This window comes from Aestuariivirga sp. (assembly GCF_046093005.1).
In the GTDB taxonomy this organism is placed as follows: Bacteria; Pseudomonadota; Alphaproteobacteria; order Rhizobiales; family Aestuariivirgaceae; genus Aestuariivirga.
Genome location: NZ_JBJTER010000007.1, coordinates 1 through 21807, shown reverse-complemented (window position 1 = coordinate 21807; position 21807 = coordinate 1). Strand labels below are relative to the sequence as shown.

Here is a 21807-nt window from a genome sequence, read left to right as displayed (position 1 = left end):
TGCGGAAGGCCCCGCGCCTTTAGCCCGAGGTCTTTGCGACCGTCTGCTTCATGCGGTCGTCGAAGGCCTGGTAATTGGCATTGATCTTGTCCCAGCCGTCCATGGTGATGATCTGGAACATGCGGTGATAGTCCTCGTTGGACTTCGGATAGCCCACCCAGTGTTCCGGCACGGTCACGTCCTTGCGGGCCATGAAGATCAGCGTCTTGGCGAGGAAGCGGTCCTGCGTCTCCTTGTCGAGGAGATAGTTCATGAACAGGTCGGCGAGATCATTGTGGCGGGTGCCGCGCACCTTGAAATACCAGTCCGCCCAGGCCGACACGCCTTCCTTCGGCACCGAGGCCAGATATTCGCCGGGGCTCTGGTTCATGAAGGTGTAGGCGTCGGAGGAATAGCTCATCGCCACGTCGGCCTCGCCCTGGTTGAGGAGGTTGGCCTGCTCGGCGCCATCCTTGAACCACTTTGCGACCTTGAGCTTGTCGAGCTGCTGAAACAGCGGCTCGGCGGTGCTCATGTCATACATTTCGTCAAGACCAGGCGAGGCCTGGTTCATCACCGCCGGAACCGACAGCGTCCACCACCAGGCGCCGCTGTCGGCGGTCACCTTGCCGGCCAGCCGGTCATCCCAAAGGAGGCCCCAGGTATCGGGCGCGATGCCGAGGCTCTTCCTCAGCAGCAGCATGCAGGTGCCGCCGCCGAAGGGAATGCCATAGTCCTTCGCCTTGTCCGGGCGGGTTTCGTAGAACCACGGGTAGACGGCCTCAAGATTGGGGATCTTGGACCGGTCGGTCTTCACATAGAGGTTTTCCGCCAGGCCGGTGGAGGAGATATAGTCCTCGGCGACGGTGACGTCGAAGGGCGGGTTATCCTCCGGCGCGGCCTTGATCTGGCTCACGATCTGATCCCAGCCGCCGACCGTTTCAGCCTTCGTGTTGTACTTGGCGTTGAACGGATCGATGATGGTTTCGCGGAACACCTGCTCATAGTTGCCGGACCACGACACGGCGATGAGGCTCTCGCCCTCGAAGGCGGCGCGGGCGGTGGTCACCGATGCGCGCCCCACGATGGCCGGCATGGCGATCATGAGGCCGGCGCGTTTCAGGAATTTGCGGCGGCTGTTGTTCAGTCCGCTGATGTTCTTCGGCATGGCTTTCTCCCTAAGGCGGCTTTTAATGATTTATGTTCCTGGACGGCCATATAATCAAACCCGGTTCGCAGGGGTCAAGGGAATAACCGCATGAAGCCTTGCACCGCTGGCGGGCCTTCGGCATTAAGCCTCGGATGGCCCTTCCCGAAACCCGAACCAATCAGACCCTGCTGGCCGCCGGCGCCGTTGCCTTGTGCGGTGCAATGTGGGGCATCTTCTGGTTGCCGCTGCGGTGGTTCGACGCCGAAGGCGTCGGCGGCGGCTGGGTGGCGCTGATCTTCAACGCCGCGGCGCTACTCTCCGCCCTGCCCTGGCTCACCCGGCGCGCCGCCTGGCAGGGTTTCCGGGATCAGATGATCAACGGGCTGCTGCTGGGCACGGCGTTCTCGCTCTACACCGTCAGCCTGGTGATGACGGACGTCATCCATGCGATTCTGCTGTTCTATCTGACGCCGGTGTGGAGCACGCTCGGCAGCTGGCTGCTGTACCGTCAGCGTCTTGATGCCGCGCGGCTGCTGTCCATCATGCTGGGCTTTGCCGGACTGGCGGCGGTACTTGGCGTAACGGAAGGTCTGCCGATGCCGCGCAACCTTGGCGATGTGGTGGCACTGGCCAGCGGCATGTTCTGGGCGGCCGGTTCGATCCGCAGCTTCCGGCGGCCCAGCGACCGCATTGCGCTGCCGGTGTTCAGCTTCGCACTCGGCGGTTTCCTGTCATCGATCGTGATCCTGCTGGTGGCCACATCACTGGGCCTGACGCTGGCCACGCCCGGCCCGCTCATGGCCATGCTGCCGTGGATCGTGCTCATTGCAGCGGTGCTGTTCGTGCCGCCGAACTTCCTGGTGCTGTGGGCGGCGCAACGGATCGACCCGGCGCGGGTGGGCATTCTGCTGATGACCGAAGTGCTGTTCGGCGCGATCTCGGCCTCGATCCTGTCAGGCGAGCCGTTCAGCCTCGCGGACGGTATCGGCACGGCGCTGATCGTGGCGGCAGGGCTGATCGAGGTGCTCAGGCGCTGACGGAGGTTCTGAGCCGCGCCACTTCATAGGGACCCAACTCAACGCTGCCAGGCTTCTTCAGCCTGTCGCCGGGGCGCAACAGGAAGCCAGGGTCCACCGCCAGTTTCTGGAACTGTGATTCGGACAGGCGATGGAGTTCCGACGCGCCGGAGAGGCCCGTGACCTTCACCTTGCGGGGCTCCGCCGTCAGGTTGGCGAGCCACAGTTCCGTGCCGTTGCGGCTGCGGTGCGCGAGCGCGGCCACTTGCGCGGGCGCGCTGCTTTCCGCCTCCAGCCGCTTGTTGCCGCTCGCCGGGCCGAGGCCCGCCAGCACATGGTAGGCGGGATAGACCGCTGCCTTCGCACCATCATACCAGGGCTGGGCATGGCTCATCCTGCGGTAGATGGCGCCTTGCGGCCCGGTCACCGCGCCGAGCGCCACACTGTCAAGCCCGCCGCGCGCGGCCGCCGCCAGCAGCCCCACATTCCACGCCGCGGCAAACAGCGCGCGCTGGCGCGGGTCCATGTCGGAGAGGCAGACGCGGCCATTGCCGGGATTGGGCGCGACGGCGGCGCCATAAGGATTGTCGCGGCACGGGATCGAGGATGGCCCGAGGCGGTAGGGCGTGCGGCCAATCATGTTGCGGGTCGAGGCGATGATCGAGGGAATGGCCTCCAGCGTCTCCATCACCGAGACATCATCGGCGGCATGCACGATGGGGCAGACACTGTGCGTGACGAAATCGAACAGGCCCTTGGGCACCGGCTTGCGATTGAGCTCGGTGAAGTAGGACAGCATGCCGCCGCCGACGGCCAGCCCTGGAAACGCCGCGCGCGCCGCCGCCGCCATCTCCTCATAGGTCGGGCCCCAGGGCCGTGGCGTGTTGGGCTGGAAGGACTTGAGATCATGCATCTGGGTGATGACCACCGCATCAGGCTTGAAGCCCGCCGCCCTGACGTCATCGGCTATGGCGTTGACTTCCTGCCTGGCAGAGGCCTTGGCCGGCAGCACGATCTCCAGCGTGGCGCGCGCTTGGGTCTTCTCCTTCAGGGACTGGAACGCCGCCGCCGCCGCACACTGGCCCGCATTGCGGCCATCGATCTGGAACACGAGTTCCGGCAGCCTCATGGCGGCGATCAGATCCGCCTTGTCGAGCGCTGCCGCGGCTTCCGCCATCGGCACGCCCGCGGCGAGCACCGGCATGCGGCCGCTGGCGCCGCCGACCGCCACGGTGACACCCGAGCCGGACTTCGCGGCCCTGCGCGCCGCGGGCTTACCCTCGATGGTGAGCGTGATTGACTGGGTAAAGGGTTCGCCCTTCCTGAGCGTATAGGGCCACGGATCGAGCAGCGAGCACACATAGGTCTTGTAGGAGGCGTCCATCCAGTTGCGGTGGTCCTCCATCTCGAACTTGTTGCCCTCCATCAGCACCGTGGCGGAAACGCCGGGCATGACCTGGTGTTTGAGCGAACGGATTTCGAAATAGGGCTGGCCGGGGCTGATGAATTTCGGGAACCGGCCCTTGCGCTTCTTGCCGTCGGTGTGGACGATCTCAACCGGCTCTCCCACCACGCCCGCGAGCGGGTGCAGCACCACGAAGCCCGTGCGGTTCGTAAGGACATCGGTGAGCGGTGTTGCCACCGCCGAAAACGACAGGGTGCCGCTGGAACCGGCCTCGATCTTCGCCTCGTAGCGGATCGCCTGGTCCTTGTCCCGGCAGGTGGCGGTGTAGCTGATGCTGAAACTGTCCTTGCCCTGGCGCAATTTCAGATTCTCGATCACCGGCGCATAGGTGCCCCAGTTCTTGTCGCGCACCAGATAGGCGATGCCGCGCAGCACCTCCGCGCCCTTGAAGCGGATGTGGCGGAGCGCGCCGTCGTCGAAGGTCGCGGTGATGGGGCCGGCGGCGAGGGTGCGCCGCTTGCCTTCCTTGACATCGGTTCCGGTGAGCTTGATCGCGCGGGTGAGAGCACTCTTTGCCATGGTCTGCCTCCCAGTGACTTACAGAACCTTCTCGGTTGCGGGATCGATCATGACGGCGCGCGTCATGTCGATGTCGATTTCGGTTCGCTCACCGGGCCGCGACACGTCATGCGCGGCGAGCTCCGCGATGATGCTGGCGCCGCCCAGCGGCATGGTGGCCTGCACGCGCGAGCCGGTCGGCTGCACAAGTTCGATCGTCACCGGGACGCGGACATGGCCGGGGCTCAGCGCCTTGCCGGCCATGGCGATATACTGCGGGCGGAGCCCGAGGATCACCGGCTGGCCGGGTTTGAGCCCGGCGCGGCCAATGAGCGCCAGTTCGGTGCCGTCCTCGAGCGCCACGCCACTGGCGGTGAGCGTGGCGGGAATGAAATTCATCTTGGGGCTGCCGAGGAAGCCCGCCACGAAGCGGCTCCGCGGGCGTTCAAACAGATCAAGCGGCGCGCCCTGCTGCTCGATCTGGCCATCGCGCAACAGCACGATGCGGTCAGCGAGCGTCATGGCCTCGATCTGGTCATGCGTCACATAGATCATGGTGCGGCCGAGTTCCTGGTGCAGGCGCTTGATCTCGACGCGCATGTCGTCCCGGAGCTGGGCGTCCAGATTGGAGAGCGGCTCATCGAAGAGATAGAGTACCGCATCGCGCACGATGGCGCGGCCAATGGCGACGCGCTGGCGCTGGCCGCCCGAAAGCTCACGCGGGAAGCGGCCGAGGAGATGGCCGATGCCCAGCATTTCAGATGCGCGCGCCACCCGCTTCTCAACCTCGGCTTCGGCGAATTTGCGGGCGCGCAGCCCGAAGGCGATGTTGTCCTTGACGTTGAGATAGGGGTAGAGCGCGTAGTTCTGGAACACCATGGCGATGTCGCGGTCCCGGGGCCTGGCCCAGGTGACGTCGCGCCCGGCGATTTCGACAGTTCCGGAACTGGCATCCTCGAGTCCGGCGATGGTGCGCAGCAGGGTGGACTTGCCGCAGCCCGAGGGCCCCACCAGCACCGTGAATTCGCCCGACGGCACCTCAAGGTCGATGCCCTTCACGGCGTGGAAGGGGCCGTAGTGCTTGTGGAGATTGCTGATCTTGAGATCCGACATGGCTAGCCCTTGACTGCGCCCATGGAAATGCCGCGCACCAGGAAGCGCTGCATGACGGCGACGGTGAAGAAGACGGGGATGGTGCCCAGCACCGACATGGCGGCGATCTTGGCCCAGAAATTCGATTGCCCGCCGAAATAATGCGTGACCTGCACGGTGTAGGTCGTCACCTCGGTGCGGGTCAGCACCAGGGCGAACAGGAACTCGTTCCAGGCGAACACGAAGGTGAACACGGCGGTGGCGAAGAGCCCGGCCCGCGCCATGGGGAACACCACCTTCCACAGCACCTCCCAGCGGCTGCAGCCGTCAACAAGCGCCGATTCCTCGAGTTCCAGCGGGATGTCCTCGATGTAGCCGCGCATCATCCAGATGACATAGGGCAGCGAGAAGGCCGTATAGAGCACGATGAGGCCCACATAGCTGTCCACCCAGCCGATGAAGACATAAGCGAGGAACAGTGGAAACACGATGGCCACCGGCGGCATCATGCGCTGCGAGATGATCCATACCGCTAGGTTCTCGCCGCCGGTCTTGAAGCGCACCAGGCTGTAGGCGGCGATGGTGCCGAGGATCATGGCGAAGAAGGTGGAGACGCTGGCGAGGATCAGGCTGTTGCCCACGGTCGCCGCGTCGCCGTCCTTGAACAGCACGTGATAGTTCGCGAGCTGGAGCGATTTCGGATACCACACCGGCGGAAAGGCGAAGATCTCATCCGGCGTCTTGAAGGAAATGATGAATAGCCAATAGACCGGGAACACGAAGACCACGGTGATCAGCGCCGCGGCGAGATAGCGGAGCGCCAGGCGCATGCCGGGGCTGCGGCGGGTGGCGCTCATTTCGCAAGCCCCATGCGCCGGATGGCCCAGGTGACGATGATGGTGAGTATGGCGATGACCAGGAAGGCGATGGCCGCGGTGTAGCTGGTCTCGAACTGCTTGAAGCCCTGGTTGTAGGTGTAGACCGAGATCGTCTCCGTCATGGTGCCGGGCCCGCCCATGGTGAGCGCCCAGATGATGTCAAAGATGCGGAACAGATCGAGCCCGCGGATCAGGATGGCGATCGCCATCACCGGCCAGATGGCCGGCAGCACGATGTAGCGGAAGCTGCGCCAGAAGGAGGCGCCGTCGATCTCGGCGGCCTCAGTCTGGGATTTGTCGACGTTGGAGAGCGCGGCCAGCAGGATCAGGAACATGAACGGCGTCCACTGCCAGATCTCGCAGAAGATGATGGCCGGATAGACCAGCGTCGGGCTGATGGTCCACAACAGGTTCACGCGCTCACCCGCGAACCAGCCGAGGATCTGGTTGATCGGTCCGTATTGGTTGTCCAGCAAGAGCCGCCAGGTGGCGCCGGCGACGATCGGCGAGATGATGGTGGGCAGCACGAGAAGCGAAATGAAAATGGCCCGGCCCGGCATCTTCTCGAGGAACAGATAGGCCATGGCGAGGCCGAGGATCAGTTCCAGCGGCAGCGCGATCGCCGTGATGATGAGCGTATGCAGCAGCGACTGCCAGAGCCGCGCGTCCCTGAAAAGCTGCGTGTAGTTATAGAGGCCGGCGAAGGACGTGTCAGTGTCCATCATGTCAATGCGCATGAAGGACACGATGAGCGAATAGATCAGCGGAAACAGCCCAACCGCCAGCAGCAGGAACACCGCCGGCGCGATGAGCCAGTATTTGAAATTGCGGTCGGGGCTGTGGGCGGCAAGCTGCATGGCTAGTCCTGTCCGAACAAGACCTGACCAAGGAGCCTGCCAGGCAGCAGTGTGAAGATGCCTGCGACGATCAGCGCGATCCAGTAGATGCTCAGCATGCTGCGGCGGTGACCGGCGATGTTTCCCCGGCGCGCGAAGACCACAGCAAGCGGCACCGTCAAGAGGATCACGAACGACAGAAGATGGATCGGGCTGAAAGGTCCAATCAACCGGATCTCATGAATGAAGAAGCCGGAGACCGCGATCAGCAGCATCAATGCCGCCCACGCATAGCCGATGAAACGATGCCTGGCACCGCCTTTCGGACGCCAGAGCTGAGCAGCGCCCAGCACCAGCGCGGCCACTGCCGCGGCGGCATGCAGCTGGATGGGCAGTGGGGCATTGATGAGTGGTTCGACGGACATGCCGTATTTCTTACTGCTTTCGCGAGTTCACGGCCTTTGGGAAGGAGTGTTTTCGGCAGACCCCTTCTCCCATCGGCTGGGCCGACGGGAGAAGGGAGTTTTCGTGAGCGTCCTACATCTTCGGATAGGCGCCGGACTTGGACGCCCAGCTGCTGTAGACTTCCTTCTGCTTGTCGACGCCGATCTTCTCGGTGATGGCGTCCCACTCGGCAGCGGCCGCGTCGGCAATCGCCTTCGGGTCTTCGCCCGCCCACAGCTTGGAGATCATCTGGCGCAGCGTCTCCTCATACTTGTCGGTCTGGAGGAGCGACAGGTCGAGGAGGCCGTTGGTGGCGCCGGCCTGCAGCGCCGCCAGATAGTCCTTCGCATCGGGCCATTTCGCCAGATATTCCGGCGAGGTGAAGTGCGAGTCGCGGAACGGGTCACGCAGCGCATAGGGAAGCTGCACGCGCTCAAGCGAGGTTGCTTCACTGTTCAGCCATTGGATGAACAGGTAGGCCGCGTCCTTGTTCTTGGAGGCCGAGGACACCGAGAGGCAGAAGCCCGCCGCGAGTTCCGGGTGCCCGCCGGGCGGCATGGCATAGCCGACCTTGCCGGCGATCGTGGATTTGGGCACCCAGCTCAATACTTCCTGGTCGGTGCCATAGCCCGCCGCCCAGCGGCCATAGGGCGGCCAGGAAATGGTCATCGCAGTCTGGCCCTGCAGGAAGGCGGCGAGGTTCTCGACGAAGCCCCACTGCTCGACGCCGGGCGGCATCCACTTGTTCTCCTCGCGCAAGTCGGTCAGCACCTTGACGCCGACATCGGAATTGATCGCCGCCTTCATGGTGCCGGCGTCGAAGAACTTGCCGCCCTCGTTGCGGAAGCGCTCCTGGAACATGAACATCGTATAGGGCGGCTGGCGGAAGAAGCCGGCGCCAAACATGTTCTTGTCCTTGAGGATTTCGGTGAGCGCCGCGCCGGTGACATCGAAATCGGCCCAGGTGGTGGGCACGGCGAGGTCCTTGCCGGTCTTGGCCTTGAAGGCCGCCTGCACCGCGGGGTCGGCGAAGATATCCTTGCGGAAATACATCACGAACACGTCGCCGTCGTCCGGCAGGCCATAGATCTTGCCGTTCACCATCATCTGGTTGTCACGGTAGGTGGGCGCGATCTTCATCAATTCTTCGCGGTAGCCGTATTTGTCGACATAGGGGTCGAGCACTTCGAGCGCCCCGGCATTGGCCAGGTCCGGCATCCAGGACGGGATGACGTTCAGCGCGTCATAGGCGCCGGCACCCGACTTGTAGTCCTGCATGATCTTGGTGAACATCTCGGCGGTCGAGACCTCGACCACCTTGACGTCGATGCCGGTGAGTTCCTTCCACTTCGGGCCGGAGAAGTTGAGCGGATCGAGGGCCTGGAGCCCCGCCTCCCAGACGATGGAGATCGTCTGGCCGCTGTATTGCTTGGCGGCATCGACCGCGGTCTGCGCCGCGTCCGCCGCTGCCGCCTGGCGCGCAGCCAGGGTGGTTCCAGCAAGCCCGGCGGCAACGCCGATCTTGCCTACGTCGCGTCTGGTAACCATGTGCTTCCTCCCATGTTATGAATGGCGCCTTCGGGCTGCCATTGCTTATCCCCGACGTTGCGGGGCATCTCTTGCGTCAGCCGAAGCGCTTGCGGAATGTCTCCAGCTTCTGCCTGAACCCAGGTTTTGTGAGCACGTCGCGGTTGACGACGCCGCGCGGGACTTCTCCCCGCATCACCGCCAGCACCGCGGCGATGTCAGCCGCGCCATTGCCCGCGAAGCACTGGTCGGTCCAGCACAGGGCGTGCGGAGCGCAGATGATGTTGTCGAGCTTCAGCAACGGATCGTCGGGGTCGGTTGGCTCTTGCTCGAACACGTCAAGCCCGGCGCCGGCGATCTTGCCTTCGCTCAGCACGCGGGTGAGCGCCTTCTGGTCGACGATCGGCCCGCGCGCCGTATTGATGAAATAGGCCGTGGGCTTCATCAGCTTGAGGCGCTGCGCATTGACGATGTGGTGCGTGTCCGGCGTCAGCGGGCAGTTGACGCAGAGAATGTCGGCGCGGGAGAAGAGCTCTTCCAGAGGCACCAGCTCGATGCCCAGCTCGGCCGCGACCGCCTTATCGGCATAAGGGTCATGGGCGATGAACTTCATGTCGAAGGGCCTGGCCAGCCGGAACATCTCGGCGCCGATGTTGCCGACACCGAGCGAGCCCAGCGTCTTGCCGACCAGCCCCACGCCCATGTGCTCGCCGCGCGCGGCAAAGCCCGGCGGGCCCATGCGCGCCAGCCGGTCCTTCACGATCATCTTGCCGGTGAGCGCCAGGATGAAAGTGATGATCGACACCGCAACCGGACGGCGCACGCCATTCGGCGTGATGGCGAGCGCGACATCACCCGCCGTGCAGGACGGAACATCCACCGAGTCGTAGCCCACGCCGAAGCGCGCCACCACCGCAAGACGGCCGTTCCTCGGCACGCTCCCAGCATCGAAGCGGTTGGCTAGCAGGATCAGCGCATCGAAATCCTCGAGCTGTTCGGCCCGGACCGGATTGGCGGGCTCGAGATAGGCCATCTCCACATTGGGCGCGGCCCTGAGCGGGGCCAGATCGAAATCGGGGAAGGTGGGCGAGCCGTCAGCTTTTCTGAAATCTCCCGAGAGCGCGACACGGAAGACAGACATCAGCGCACGCCCTCGCGAATGGCCTTGCCGGCGGCGGCGAGCCCGTCACGCAGCACCCAGATGTCGCCCGAGTAGCAGATGAAATCGAAGCCCTGCCGGTAGAAGGAAATGCCCTGCTCGACGCTGGGAACCAGCCGGCCCAGCGCCTTGTTGTGTTTCCGGGCGGCGGCGATGATGCGGTCCACCGCGGCGGTGAACACCGGATTGGCGAATTCGCCGGGAATGCCCCGCGAGACGGACAAGTCGAAATGGCCGATCCACAGACCATCGACGCCCGGCAGCGCCGCGATAGCGTCAGCGTTCTCGGCTCCTTCCGCCGTCTCGATCAGGCAGATCACCACCGTGCGGTCATTGGCGGCGGACAAAGCCGCGGCCACCGGGGCGGCGCTGTAATTGTCATGCGCCATTTGCAACCCCACCCCGCGCTTTCCGGCGGGGAAATACTTCACGGCATCGACCATCGCCTGGGCCTGGCGGACGTTGGAGATCATCGGCGCGATCAGCCCTTCAGCCCCCATGTCGCAGGCGCGGGCCAGCATGTCCGGCTCCTGGGCCGGCACCCGGACGATGACAGGAAGCTGGGCGGCCTCAAAATAGCGCACCACGCTCTTCAGCGTCTCGAATGAAAACCCCGAGTGCTCGAGATCGAAGAACGCGAAATCAAGCCCAGCAGCCTTGAGGATATGGCCGATTCCCGGCGTGGCGAACTCGACAACGAAGTTGCCGACTTTCAGCTCGCGTGAGCTTGCAAGCGCCTTGAGACCCATTCGGGTACCTCCCACCGGCCTTGCGGAGCTGGCTCCGTTCCAGTCGGTTTCAACCGCCATGCCATTGGCACGGCACTGAAAAAGGACGCTATCCGAGGTTCCGGCGCCGCGTCAATCGCCGTCTTCCCGGCGAGCCCAAGGTCTGGCGGCCGTCAGCCCACCTGGCTTGCGGTGTAATAGGGCAGCGATTCGACCCGCGGCGTGTAAGCGCCGGCCGCCGTCACCTTCTGCACATGGGCGATGATGTCCTCCAGCGGGGCGAACCAGACGTTCCTGGTCTCGAGCGTGTGGGCCAGCCACTGCTCCACCTGGCGCCAGCGCGCCAGACGGCCGGTGAGGAACGGGTGCCAGATGCCCATCCAGAAGCCGCCCGCCTCATATTGGGCGTCAAACTCCTCCCAGAAGGCCTGTAGGCCCTCGGAAGGCGCCTTCACGGGCATCATGTAGCCGATCTCGGCATAATGGGCGAAGGGCGGCCAGTCATCGGTGCCCCAGTGCACGGGCGCTTCCCAGAGCTCACCCCTGGCAGTTTTCATCAGATAGGGGATGTCGTCGGCCATCAGCGAGGAATCATAGGCGAAGCCATGCTCGACCAGGAGGTCGATGACCTGCTGGGTGACATTGTAGACCGGCGCCCGGTAGCCGCGCGGCTTGCGCCCGGTGCGCTTCACATGGATGGCGAGCGCCTTTTCAAACGCGATGCGCTGCGCCTCGCCCTTGGTCTCGATCGGGTCTTCATGGATGAGACCGTGATGGCCGATCTCATGCCCGTCCTTGAGGATCGCCTCCACCGCCGCCGGATATTGCTCGATGCACCAGGCCGGGATGAAGAACGACTGCTTGATGCCGAGCCTCCGGTAGGTGTCCAGAATGCGCGGCACGGCGACCGTCGGCCCGTAGCGCCCCATGGTGATGGGATAGAGCCGGTCATGGCCATCGGCCGGCCGCGAGATGTGGATCAGCGAGTCGGCGTCCATGTCGAAGGTGATGGCGCAGGCGCAGCGCGCGCCGTTGGGCCAGGGAATGGGGTTGCGGATCATCGGGTCAGCCTTTCAGCACATGGGCGTGCGACGGATCGAACGAGAGATAGAGCTGCTGGCCGGGCTCGCGCGGAATGCCCTCGAGAAGCCGCTCCTGCACCTGCACCTTGACTTCCATGCCACCCGCCGCCTCGAAGAACAAGGTGACCATCGAGCCCACGAATTCCTCGGAGATGAGTTGCGCGCTCAGGCTGTTGCGGACCGCTGGCCGGGTGGCCGAGAGGGCCATCACGTCAGCCGCCACGACAACGCTGACCGCGGCGCCGGGCTGGGCTCTGGAATCAAGTTCGAAGGTTCCGGCCGCCGTCTCGACATTGCCCGCAGCATTGACGGTGCCGGTGAAGATGTTGTTGCGGCCCACGAACTCGGCCACGAACCGGTTGGCGGGGGTGCGGTAGATGTCGCGCGCCGAACCGATCTGGGCGATCTCGCCCTTGGACATGATCACCACCCGGTCGGCCATGGCGAAAGCCTCCGACTGCGAGTGCGTCACATAGACGAAGGTGATGCCGAGCTCGCGCTGCAGCTTGGTCAGCACCCCCTGCATGCGGATGACGAGATGCGCATCGAGCGCCGAGAGCGGCTCGTCGAGCAGCAGGATCCTGGGCTCGGTGACCAGGGCGCGGGCCAGGGCCACGCGCTGGCGCTGGCCGCCCGAGAGCGAGTTGACGTCGCGCTCGGCGAATTCGCCAATGCCGAGCCGCTCCAGCCAGTCCAGCGCCTTCTTGCGCCGGGTCTGGGCATCCTGGCCCCGCATCTTGAGGCCGAATTCGACATTCTGGCGGGCGTTGAGGAACGGGAACAGCGCCAGCGACTGCCACACCATCGGCGTGTCGCGCTCATGCGGCTTGACGCCCAGCAGCGATGTGCCGGCAAGCCGGATGTCGCCCTCGGTCGGCTCTTCGAGCCCGGCCAGCATGCGCAGCGTCGTGGTCTTGCCGCAGCCCGAGGGGCCCATGAAGGCGAGGAACTCGCCTTCGCGGATCTCGAAATTCATGCGCTTCACCGCCTCGAAGGTGCCGAAGCGCTTCACGACATTGTCGAACACGACGAGTGGCTCGGGCATCAGGCGTGATCCGCTTTCCTGGCGCGGCCCATGATGAGCATCTGCGCGATGACGACAAGGGTGATGGAGACGAAGAACACGGCGGTGCCGATGGCGTTGACCTGCGGATCGATGTTGCCGGTCAGGATTTCGAGGATCACCACCGGAATGGTCTTGTTGAGGCCGGAGACGAACCACGCCACCGCGAATTCATCGAAGGACACCGCCGCGGTGAGGCACAGGCTGGCGATGATCGAGGGCAGCGTGAAGGGAATGATGACCGATTTCATGGTCTCCCATTCGGAGGCGCCGAGGTTCCAGGCGGCGGGCTCGAGATTGGGGTCCATCTGGCTGAGCCGGAGCCTGATCACCGCCATGGCGAATGGCGCGCACAGCACGACATGCGCGATGATGATCGAGATGGTCATGCCCGAGGCGTTGAACATCGAAAGCCAGCCCAGCATGGCGAGCGCCAGGATGATCAGCGGGATGGTGGGCGGCAGCAGCGCCAGCACCAGGAACAGCTTCTTGCCGAGAAAGTCGTAGCGATAATCGTTGTAGGCGGCGGAAAAGCCGATGAAGGTCGAAATCACGGCGGTAACGGCGCTGACGATCAGGCTGCGCAGCGCGCCATCCCAGACTTCCGGATTGCTGAAGGCCTTCACATACCAGTCGGTGGTGAAGGAGCCGAGCGGGATCGTCGGGAAACGGTCGGAGTTGAACGAGAACACCAGACCCGCCACGATCGGCGCGAAAACGAACACGAAGACCAGGGCCACATAGGCCCGGAGAATCCAGCGGAGCGGCCTGTCGTCCCTCATCTGCCACGCTTCCTGTAGGCGAAGCCGATGGCCGTGAAAGCGACGACCAGCAGGGTGACGATCATCATGATGGCAACGACGGCGGCGCGCGGCCATTGCTGTCCGGACTTCGAGGTATCGACGATCATGATGGAGAGCGTGGGCGGCTTCGAGCCGCCCAGATAATAGGGCGACACGAAATCGCCGAAGGACAGGATGAAGCAAAAGACAGCGGCCACCACGAGCCCGGTCTTGGCCAGCGGCACCACCACCGTGAAGACAGTCCGCAGCCGCCCGCAGCCGAGATTATGGGCGGCCTCGACCAGGCGCTTGTCGATGTTGGCGAGCGCGAAGGTCTGCAGGATCACGGCGAGCGGCAGGCACAGGGTGAGATAGCCCACCATGGTGCCGAGCGTGGTGTTGAGCATCTGGTAAGGCCCGAGGCCGAGGTAGGAAAGCCCGGCGTTGATCACGCCCTGCTGGGCGAGGATCACCTGCCAGGCGAAGACGCGCACCACATAGCTGGTGAAGAACGGAATGATGAGAAAGAAGATGGCCCAGCGGCGCGCACGCTCCGAGGCCTTGAAGGCGAGATAGTAGCTGGCCGGGAAGGCAGCGAGGCTGGTGAGCGCGGTGGCCAGCACGGCGAGGCCCAGGGTCAGAAAATAGGCGTCCCAGAAGAAATCCCGGCCCAGCATCCTGATCCAGTTCGAGAACTGGAAGGCCGCCTCCATGCGGTAGTTCTTCACCAGGAAGAACGACATCGCCACCATGAAGATCAGCGGGCCGACGAAGAACAGCCCCTGCCAGACAATGAGCGGCAGCCGCCAGGCGATGGCGTAGAGGTCTGGCCTGGTGCGGTCTCTGGCGGTCATGCGAGCGGCCTGGATTCGTCGCAGGCAAGGAAGACCGCCGGGTCGAGCCCGGCCATGACGAGCGGGGGGACCTCTACAACCTCGTCATGCCACGGCTTGACCGTGGCATCCTCTTCAGCGGCAGCACCTGTGATGATGGCCGGGTCAAGCCCGGCCATGACGAAAGAGGGGACGGCAGCGCCTGTGATGATGGCCGGGTCAAGCCCGGCCATGACCAAAGGTGAGAGACGTCCTCCGGCAGTGCCCGATGACGGCTGCGGCATGACGCGTCGCCTCCGCCGCGTCAGGCGTTCTTGTATTCCTGCCAGAACTCGTTCCAGTCCTCGAGGCTCTGCTGCTTCGGCGTGTCGCGATAGAAGATCCGGCCTTCCTTGATCAGCGTGATCGGATCATTAGGGGCGCCGTCGACCTGGCCGGTGCGCTGGGCTTCCTTGGGATCGACCTCGTTCAGCTTGGCGCGGCCGCCCTTGGTGATGGCGAAGCCGGGATAGGCGAGCATGCGGGCCGAGGTCGCCTGGCCCTCGGGCGAGAGCATGTACTGGATGAACTTCTTGACGATCTCCGCCTTCTGCGTGCCCTTGCCGATCGAGTAGGACTCCGTCCACTGGATGCCGCCTTCCTTCGGCACCACCGACTTCACGGTGGCGCCGTCGCGCTCGAGCACGCCGGTGATCCAGTCGCCGATGCCGGCCATGGCCATCATCTCGCCGTTCTTGAGGCCGTTGAAGGTGCCGCCGTAGTCGAAGTAGCCACCCACCTGCGGGCGCAGCGTCATCGTGGTTTCCTTGATCTTCTCCCAGCCGGCTTCGTCCTGGTCCCAGAGCTTGGCGCCGTTGCCGTTGTAGAGACTCATCTGGCCGAGATTCGGCAGGTGCCAGTCGAAGTGGCCGACCTTGCCCTTGATCTCGGGCTTCCAGAAGGCCTTGTAGCTCATCGCCTCCTCTTCGGACATGGCGGTGGTGTTGTAGCTCACGCCGAGGTGGCCGCAACGCACCATCACCGAATAGAGCTTGCCGTCCTTCCAGTGGCCGGGGAACTGCTTGAAGTCGTCATAGAGCATGTCGTCGAACGGATAGTCGGCGGCATTCAGCTCCTCGATGTAGCCGGCCGCGTTCAGCTGCTGCACGAATTCGCCGTCCGAAAGGATGATGTCATAGGTGCCCGGAGGCGACTGGGCGATCAGCGCCATCATGTTGTCGCCGCCGGCATAGTATTTCGGCTTGAACTTGACGTTGTTGGCGGCCTCGAAGGCGCCCACCATGTCAGGCTCGCCATGGCCATACCAGGCCAGCATGTTGATCTCGACGGTTTCTGCCCAGGCCCGGCTGACAAAGGGCATGCACAGCGCGGTGGAGGCAGCGGCGCCATATTTGAGGACGTCGCGGCGGGTAGGCTTGGTAATCTTGCTCATTGACTTCTCCCTGGAGCCGGAGGGTGACCGGCGGTTATTCCCATTTCCTGACCCGATCATGCCATCACGTCTTGTCGCCGAGGTCCAGTGGGTCGTTGCCACACCTACCGCCGTGACGATCATTCCGGAAATTTATGCTGCAAATGGAAGCATCACCAGCGCTTATCGAGCGGCGGCGGATCGCTGGCCATCCGGCTCGGCGGCCTCGTCCATGCGGGCGATCAGCTGGTCGACCAGCATCAGCCCGGCCACCGACAATCTCTGGTGCTTGTAGAACATGCCGATGCGGATCGGCTCCATGACCGGAAAGCCGTCGCGGGCGTTTAGCAGGCGCATGTCGGCAAGCAGGGTCTTGCGGGTAAGCGCCGTCACCCCCATGCCGGAGCTCACCGCGCGCTGCAGCCCGCCGATGTCAGGCGTGGTGTAGGCGATTCGCCAGTCCCGCCCCTCCGACCGGAGCGCCGCCGGCAAGCGGCGGCGGGATTGGCAGCCCTCGGGGTGGGTGACCAGCGGCACCGGCTGCTGGCGATTGATGTTTACGTCCCGCGCCACCGCCCAGATCGGCCGCTCCTCCCAGCTCCGCACCAGATAGGGGTTCTTGTCGCGGGCGAGCAGCGCGATGGCGATGTCGAGCTCGTCGGCATGCAGCAGGTCGAGAAGTTTGCGCGACAGATCGCAGGTGATCGCCATCGTCACCTTCTCCTGGGCGCCCATGAACATGGTGATTGCGTCCTGCAGGAAGGCAACCGAGAAATCGGTGGGGAGCCCTACCCGCAGCTGTCCCTTCGCCTGGCGGCCCTTGAGCCGCGCCACCGCCTCGTCATTGAGCCGCAACAGCTGCCGGGCATAGACCGCAAGCGCCTCGCCTTCCTCGGTGAGCTTGAGCTCGCGGCCCTCATGGAGCAGCAGCTTGGCGTCGAGCAGCTCCTCCAGCCGTTTCATCTGCAGCGACACGGCCGGCTGGGTGCGCCCCAGGGCGTCGGCGGCCCGGGTGTAGCCCCCAAGATCGATGATGCTCACGAAGGCCCGCAAGAGATCGGTGGGCAGGTTGATGGCCCGCATAGCTACTCCTTATGCGATCATCATCATTATAAATTTCCGAAATTCAGGCAAGGCCGTAATTTCCGCGGCCATGAGACGCCATGAATTCCGGAAACTGTTCAAGAGCGTGGGGCCGGCGGTGCTGCCGGTGATCCATGTGCTCGACGAGGCCCAGGCCGAGCGCAATGTGCGCATCCTGATCGCCGAGGGCGCGCCGGGCTGCTTCCTCATCAATCACGACTTCGGGGTTGAGCCTTTCCTGCCGATCATCGCGCATGTCAGGCGCCGCTTTCCTTCACTGTGGATGGGTGTCAACTTCCTTGCCGTCACCGGGCGCGACGCCTTTCCGGTGCTGGGCAGGCTGCAGCGCGAGGGCACACAGGTTGACGCCTATTGGGCGGACGATGCGCGGATCGACGAGCACCGTGCGGCGGCTGATCAGCAGGAAGCCTCAGGCATCGCGGCGGCACGCGCCGCGTCGGGCTGGACCGGCATCTACACCGGCGGCACCTGCTTCAAGAAACAGCGCGAGGTCGATCCCGCCCATTACGAAACATCGGCCCGCCTCGCCACCGCCTATATGGATGCCGTCTGCACCTCGGGCGTGGCCACCGGGCATGCGGCGGACATGGACAAGATCCGCACCTTCCGGCGCGGCATCGGCGATGAGGCCCTGACACTCGCCTCCGGCATCACGCCGGACAATGCGCATCTCTACATGGACGACGTCGACGGCTTCATGGTGGCGACCGGCATCAACCTCGACGGCGATTTCTACAACATTGATCACCGCAAGCTTTCGCGCCTGCTGAAACTCACCCGCGAACATGGAGCCAAGTCATGAGCCGCAACAAGGGACCCCGCGACGACCGCTGGTATCTGAACCTGATGGCGCCCAACACCAAGGGCCCCAAATTCGCTTGGCTCGACCCGACCTCGATCTACATCAACGGCGAGGCTTTCCATGACCTGCTCGACGCTCTGGTGGCCGATCTCAAGGGCGTTTCCTGCGATGTGGTGGGCGGACTCGACGCCATGGGCTTCGTGCTGGGTTCGGCGCTGGCAACCAGGCTCGGCATCGGCTTCCTGCCGATCCGCAATGCGGGCAAGCTCTGCGTCGACACCGACAAGGTGAGCTTCAGCAATTATTCCGGCCGCACCCAGGACATGGAAATGCGGCTGCCCGCCTTCGCCAAGGGCACCAAGGTGCTGCTCGCCGACCAGTGGGTGGAAACCGGCGGCACCATGGACGGCGCCATCAGGCTGGTCGAGCGCCAGGGCGGGCAGGTGGTGGCGATGGCGGCGGTGGCGATCGAAGAGAACGCCGCCCCCGACGGCTACCGCAAGAAATACCGCTGCGTTTCGGGTGTCGTTCAAGGCAGCCGCTGGCAGGCGGAATGCAATGCCCAAAAGCTGTCAAGCTTCGCCAGCTACCGGCCGGAACTGGTGTTTCCGGCGATCCGGTGAGCATGAAACCGAGGGGCGGCGCGCCGGTATCCTACCGGTTCATCCACCAGATCGCCGCGTTGAGTACGGCGGCGAAGCTCACCCAGGCGAGATAGGGAACGAACAGCCAGCCGGCCAGCCTGGACCTATTGAAGAAGGCCACCATGGTAGCCGCCACCGCCGTCCACAGGAACACCACCTCGATCAGCGCCAGGCCCGGCGAGCGGGCGGCGAAGAACAGAAGCGACCACAGCAGGTTGAAGGCCAACTGCACGAAGAACAGAACGAGCGCCGGACCGGCCCGGTCCCTGGTGAGCCACACAAGCCAGGCGGCCACCGCCATCATGATGTAAAGCACCGTCCACACCGGCCCGAACACGGCGTCGGGCGGCGTCCACCACGGCTTGGCGATGCTGCGGTACCAGCCGTCGATGGACTCGGCGCTGATGAAGCCGATGACCATGCCCGAGACAAGGCAGAGCAGGACGAGGCCGATAAGAACGAGCCATTTGTTGCGCATCTATGGCCTCACATCATTGCGTTGGTTGAACCGAGCGAGCCGAGAAACAGAATGGTTCCGAGAAAAGCAATGGCCGCGCCCCCCGCCAGCCTGAGGCTCAACGCGAAGCCGTCGAGCAGGCGGGCGTTGCCGCGCAGCATACGCGCCGCCAGCTTCTTTGAATAGACGGCGAGCGCGGCGATCGCCGAAACGGTGATGAAGGTGCCGGCCGCCATGGCGAAGGTGGCGGCGATCCCCGCCCAGTAAAGCCCGAGCCCGCTGGCAAACAGCAGCACCAGAATGGCCCCGGTGCATGGCCTGATGCCCACCGCGAAGGCGAGCGAGAAGGCCTTGGCGAGAGACCAGTCGCCCACCACGTCGCGCGGGGTGGGAACATGCGCATGGCCGCAGCCGCAATCAGGCCCATGCACATGGCCGGGGACGGTGGCGGCACTGGCGATTGGCTGGAAGCTCGCGAAATCATGCAGCGCCACGGCCTGGCGCGTTGTCAGCGCCGGCATGGCGGGCGCTGGCGTTGCAAGCGCCCGGGCCGGCAGCCCTGCGCGCAGGCCCGTCCAGATCAGGTAGACGCCCATCAGCGCGATCAGCGCATAGCTGGCGCTTTCGAGAAGCCCCGCGACGTTGCGCGCCGTCGAGCCCACGCTTGCCACGACCAGGAACAACACGCTCACCAGCACGATGGCGGTGAGCGCCTGAATGATGGAACTCATCAGCGAAATGACGATACCCCGCCGCAGCTGGTTCTCGGTGGCCAGGAGCCAGGCCGAGATCACCGCCTTGCCGTGGCCGGGGCCCGCGGCATGGAACACGCCATAGGCGAAGCTCATCAGCATCAGCGTCCATGCGGCGGCGGCGGGCGAGGCGCCCTTGATCTGGCGCAGCGCACCGGACAGGCTGCCGTAGAAGGCCTGCTGCTTCTCCCGCGCCCACAGCACCGGATCTTCGAAGAATGAGACCTGGACCAGCGTGCCATCCTTGTTGCGGGGCTGCACGAGGAGCTTGCGGCGGTCGATCTTGGGGGCCTCGCTGGCCTGTTCGGCAGCCGGTTGAGAGGCGGTTTCGGCCAGCAGCGGCGGAACGGCGGCAAGCGCCAGCGCGACAACGGTCAGGAAAGCGGCGAACAGCCGCGTCAGGCCTGGCATTTGATGATCACCGGCTGAGCGAACAGCGCGCCGAAATCCTCTTCCGTCTCGGGCTTCCAGTCACGGCCCTTGGTGGCCAGCATGGCCCTGGTCTGTTCGATTTCCGCATCGGTCGGCACCGGCTTCACCTCCATAGCGCAGGATTTGGGCATGGCGCCCAGCACCGCGACTGGATCATCCTTGGCGTAATCGAAGGCGATGAAGAATTCCGGGTCATAGACCTTGGCCATGAATTCCCCCTTGGCCGGGTCGAGGGGGGTCTTGAGCGGCACCTGCAGGTGAAGCTGCAGCTTGCCGTTGGAGTAGATCTGGCCATATTCGGTGACTGGCGCGAAAGCCTGTTTCTCGCCGTTGAAGCGCATCACCGTGAAGAAATCATAGTCTTTCAGGGATTCGATGTTTTCCCTGCTCAGCGGTTCAAGCTCCGTTGGGTCGTAGAGGCCGTCGCCATTGGCGTCGAGGCCGTCAAGCGCCACCTGCGCATAACCGTCGTCGAAGGTCCACATCAGGTTCATGGCGGCGATCCGTCCCTGGCCGTCGAACACGATGTCGGAGCGCATCTCAACCCACACATGCGGATGCGCCAGCGCCGGCGCCGCGGCGGCACACAGCAGCGTCAAACCGGCTGAGCAAGCGAACCACTTTTTCAGGATCATCGACCGGCCTCATGAGTAGGCCCGACGAATGATGCGGCAATGCGGCAAAAAAGTGAAGCGGAGGGCTCAAGGCGCCAGGCAATCCTTCAAGCTTGCGGCAAGGTTCCCGAGCAGTTGCCGATAGGCGTCTGGCCCCGGCGTCAGCGATGCGCCCAGTGGGTCGAGAACGCCTTGCCTGGCGCCGGTGCCCTCGACCACGGCAGCCACCAGCTTGCCGTCATACTGGGGCTCACGGAACACGCACTTCGCTTTCACATCCGTGATCTTCTTGCGCACTTCGGCCAGCCGTTCCGCCGATGGCGCCTGGGCTGAGACATCGGAAATCGACCCCGCCGCCGACAGTCCGAAGCGGTTCTCGAAATATTGGTAGGCGTCGTGAAACACCACATAGGGCTGGTCCCTCACCGGAGCGAGTTCTGCGGCAATCCTGGTCTCCTCCTCGGCAAGCGAAGCGGCGAAGGCCTCCGCATTGGCCCGGTAAGCTGCGGCATTTGGCGGATCGGCCTTGGCCAGCGCCGCCGCCACGGTGGCGGCCATCGCCTTGGCATTCACCGGATCGAGCCAGACATGCGGGTCGAACCTCAAAACGCCCTCATGATCGTGGCCATGATCATGGTCGTGTCCGTGATCATGATCATGCGCCTCCCAGGCCCCGCCTTCCCGGATTGGCAGAGTGGCGACGCCCGGCGCCAGTGCCAATTCCACAAAACGCTTGCCGTTCACCGCCTCGCTGCCGCTGAGCTGGGAGAGCTTGGCTTCCAGACCCTGGCCGATCATGAACACCACATCAGCCTGGCCCAGTGCCGCAATCTGTTGCGGGGTGAACTTGGCGCGGTGCTCTGAGAGGCTTCCGTCCAGCAGCAGTTCAGGCTGGCCGGTGTCGCCCATCACCGCCGAGACGATGCCATGGACCGGCACCACCGAAGCAATCACCCGTGGCAGCGCCAAGGCTGGCGTGGCCGCTAGCGCAAGCGCCAAAACCGACAGCATGAATCGCATGAGCGCATCTTTCTAAAATGTTATAATATAACATATCTC

General features: G+C 64.3%; 23 protein-coding genes. 3 read left to right on the top strand and 20 right to left on the bottom strand.

Annotated features, from left to right (window positions below; all coding sequences use genetic code 11):
• Positions 1-19: 19 nt before the first annotated feature.
• Positions 20-1147: a PotD/PotF family extracellular solute-binding protein gene (locus ACKOED_RS00375; protein ID WP_408914593.1), complete on the bottom strand. Its 1128-nt coding sequence runs from the start codon at positions 1145-1147 to the stop codon at positions 20-22.
• Between the two features lie 134 nt (positions 1148-1281).
• Here ACKOED_RS00375 and ACKOED_RS00370 point away from each other — a divergent pair, with 134 nt between their 5' ends.
• Positions 1282-2166, top strand: a complete 885-nt coding sequence (locus ACKOED_RS00370) for a DMT family transporter (protein WP_408914592.1) — start codon at positions 1282-1284, stop codon at positions 2164-2166.
• Here the strand turns inward: ACKOED_RS00370 and ACKOED_RS00365 are convergent.
• The 15 genes from ACKOED_RS00365 to ACKOED_RS00295 all read right to left on the bottom strand — a co-directional run bounded on the left by ACKOED_RS00365 (position 2156) and on the right by ACKOED_RS00295 (position 17026).
• Positions 2156-4129 carry a hypothetical protein gene (locus ACKOED_RS00365; RefSeq protein ID WP_408914591.1) on the bottom strand — a complete coding sequence of 658 codons (1974 nt, stop codon included), beginning with the start codon at positions 4127-4129 and terminating at the stop codon, positions 2156-2158. The genes ACKOED_RS00370 and ACKOED_RS00365 overlap by 11 nt on opposite strands.
• A gap of 18 nt (positions 4130-4147) precedes the next feature.
• Complete coding sequence (locus ACKOED_RS00360) at positions 4148-5221, bottom strand: ABC transporter ATP-binding protein (RefSeq protein ID WP_408914590.1); 1074 nt, start codon at positions 5219-5221, stop codon at positions 4148-4150.
• Positions 5222-5223: 2 nt separating this feature from the next.
• A complete protein-coding gene (locus ACKOED_RS00355) occupies positions 5224-6057 on the bottom strand; it encodes a carbohydrate ABC transporter permease (protein ID WP_408914589.1) in 834 nt (277 codons plus the stop codon).
• Positions 6054-6935 carry a carbohydrate ABC transporter permease gene (locus tag ACKOED_RS00350; RefSeq protein ID WP_408914588.1) on the bottom strand — a complete coding sequence of 294 codons (882 nt, stop codon included), beginning with the start codon at positions 6933-6935 and terminating at the stop codon, positions 6054-6056. The genes ACKOED_RS00355 and ACKOED_RS00350 overlap by 4 nt, the downstream gene beginning before the upstream one ends.
• Positions 6936-6937: 2 nt before the next feature.
• Entirely contained in the window at positions 6938-7339 is a 402-nt protein-coding gene (locus tag ACKOED_RS00345; protein WP_408914587.1) for a DUF2306 domain-containing protein, read from the bottom strand.
• A gap of 112 nt (positions 7340-7451) precedes the next feature.
• Positions 7452-8906 (bottom strand): extracellular solute-binding protein, encoded by a 1455-nt coding sequence (locus tag ACKOED_RS00340; RefSeq protein ID WP_408914586.1) that lies wholly within the window; start codon positions 8904-8906, stop codon positions 7452-7454.
• A 76-nt stretch (positions 8907-8982) separates the two neighbouring features.
• Positions 8983-10026, bottom strand: a complete 1044-nt coding sequence (locus tag ACKOED_RS00335; protein ID WP_408914585.1) for an NAD(P)-dependent oxidoreductase — start codon at positions 10024-10026, stop codon at positions 8983-8985.
• Positions 10026-10793, bottom strand: a complete 768-nt coding sequence (locus ACKOED_RS00330; RefSeq protein WP_408914584.1) for an HpcH/HpaI aldolase family protein — start codon at positions 10791-10793, stop codon at positions 10026-10028. The genes ACKOED_RS00335 and ACKOED_RS00330 overlap by 1 nt, the downstream gene beginning before the upstream one ends.
• 152 nt (positions 10794-10945) lie before the next feature.
• Positions 10946-11833, bottom strand: coding sequence for a polysaccharide deacetylase family protein (locus ACKOED_RS00325; RefSeq protein WP_408914583.1), 888 nt, complete (start codon positions 11831-11833; stop codon positions 10946-10948).
• 4 nt (positions 11834-11837) lie between these two features.
• Positions 11838-12899, bottom strand: a complete 1062-nt coding sequence (locus tag ACKOED_RS00320; protein WP_408914582.1) for an ABC transporter ATP-binding protein — start codon at positions 12897-12899, stop codon at positions 11838-11840.
• Positions 12899-13699, bottom strand: a complete 801-nt coding sequence (locus ACKOED_RS00315; protein ID WP_408914581.1) for an ABC transporter permease — start codon at positions 13697-13699, stop codon at positions 12899-12901. Before ACKOED_RS00315 ends, ACKOED_RS00320 begins: the two co-directional genes overlap by 1 nt.
• Positions 13696-14553, bottom strand: coding sequence for an ABC transporter permease (locus tag ACKOED_RS00310; protein WP_408914580.1), 858 nt, complete (start codon positions 14551-14553; stop codon positions 13696-13698). Before ACKOED_RS00310 ends, ACKOED_RS00315 begins: the two co-directional genes overlap by 4 nt.
• On the bottom strand, positions 14550-14816 hold the full coding sequence (locus ACKOED_RS00305) for a hypothetical protein (protein ID WP_408914579.1): 267 nt from the start codon (positions 14814-14816) through the stop codon (positions 14550-14552). The genes ACKOED_RS00310 and ACKOED_RS00305 overlap by 4 nt, the downstream gene beginning before the upstream one ends.
• Positions 14817-14836: 20 nt before the next feature.
• Positions 14837-15964: a spermidine/putrescine ABC transporter substrate-binding protein gene (locus ACKOED_RS00300; RefSeq protein WP_408914578.1), complete on the bottom strand. Its 1128-nt coding sequence runs from the start codon at positions 15962-15964 to the stop codon at positions 14837-14839.
• Positions 15965-16126: 162 nt separating this feature from the next.
• A complete protein-coding gene (locus tag ACKOED_RS00295) occupies positions 16127-17026 on the bottom strand; it encodes a LysR substrate-binding domain-containing protein (protein ID WP_408914577.1) in 900 nt (299 codons plus the stop codon).
• Between the two features lie 70 nt (positions 17027-17096).
• Between ACKOED_RS00295 and ACKOED_RS00290 the strand changes: the two genes are divergently transcribed.
• Positions 17097-17849: a BtpA/SgcQ family protein gene (locus ACKOED_RS00290; protein ID WP_408914576.1), complete on the top strand. Its 753-nt coding sequence runs from the start codon at positions 17097-17099 to the stop codon at positions 17847-17849.
• Positions 17846-18472: a phosphoribosyltransferase family protein gene (locus ACKOED_RS00285; RefSeq protein WP_408914575.1), complete on the top strand. Its 627-nt coding sequence runs from the start codon at positions 17846-17848 to the stop codon at positions 18470-18472. The genes ACKOED_RS00290 and ACKOED_RS00285 overlap by 4 nt, the downstream gene beginning before the upstream one ends.
• Before the next feature lie 31 nt (positions 18473-18503).
• Here ACKOED_RS00285 and ACKOED_RS00280 read toward each other — a convergent pair whose 3' ends face one another.
• From ACKOED_RS00280 to ACKOED_RS00265, 4 genes are all read right to left on the bottom strand, one after another.
• Positions 18504-18971 (bottom strand): TspO/MBR family protein, encoded by a 468-nt coding sequence (locus tag ACKOED_RS00280; protein WP_408914574.1) that lies wholly within the window; start codon positions 18969-18971, stop codon positions 18504-18506.
• Positions 18972-18979: 8 nt separating this feature from the next.
• Positions 18980-20113, bottom strand: coding sequence for a nickel/cobalt transporter (locus tag ACKOED_RS00275; protein WP_408914573.1), 1134 nt, complete (start codon positions 20111-20113; stop codon positions 18980-18982).
• On the bottom strand, positions 20101-20769 hold the full coding sequence (locus ACKOED_RS00270; protein WP_408914572.1) for a DUF1007 family protein: 669 nt from the start codon (positions 20767-20769) through the stop codon (positions 20101-20103). The genes ACKOED_RS00275 and ACKOED_RS00270 overlap by 13 nt, the downstream gene beginning before the upstream one ends.
• Positions 20770-20835: 66 nt before the next feature.
• Positions 20836-21768 carry a zinc ABC transporter substrate-binding protein gene (locus ACKOED_RS00265; RefSeq protein ID WP_408914571.1) on the bottom strand — a complete coding sequence of 311 codons (933 nt, stop codon included), beginning with the start codon at positions 21766-21768 and terminating at the stop codon, positions 20836-20838.
• Between the last annotated feature and the right edge of the window lie 39 nt (positions 21769-21807).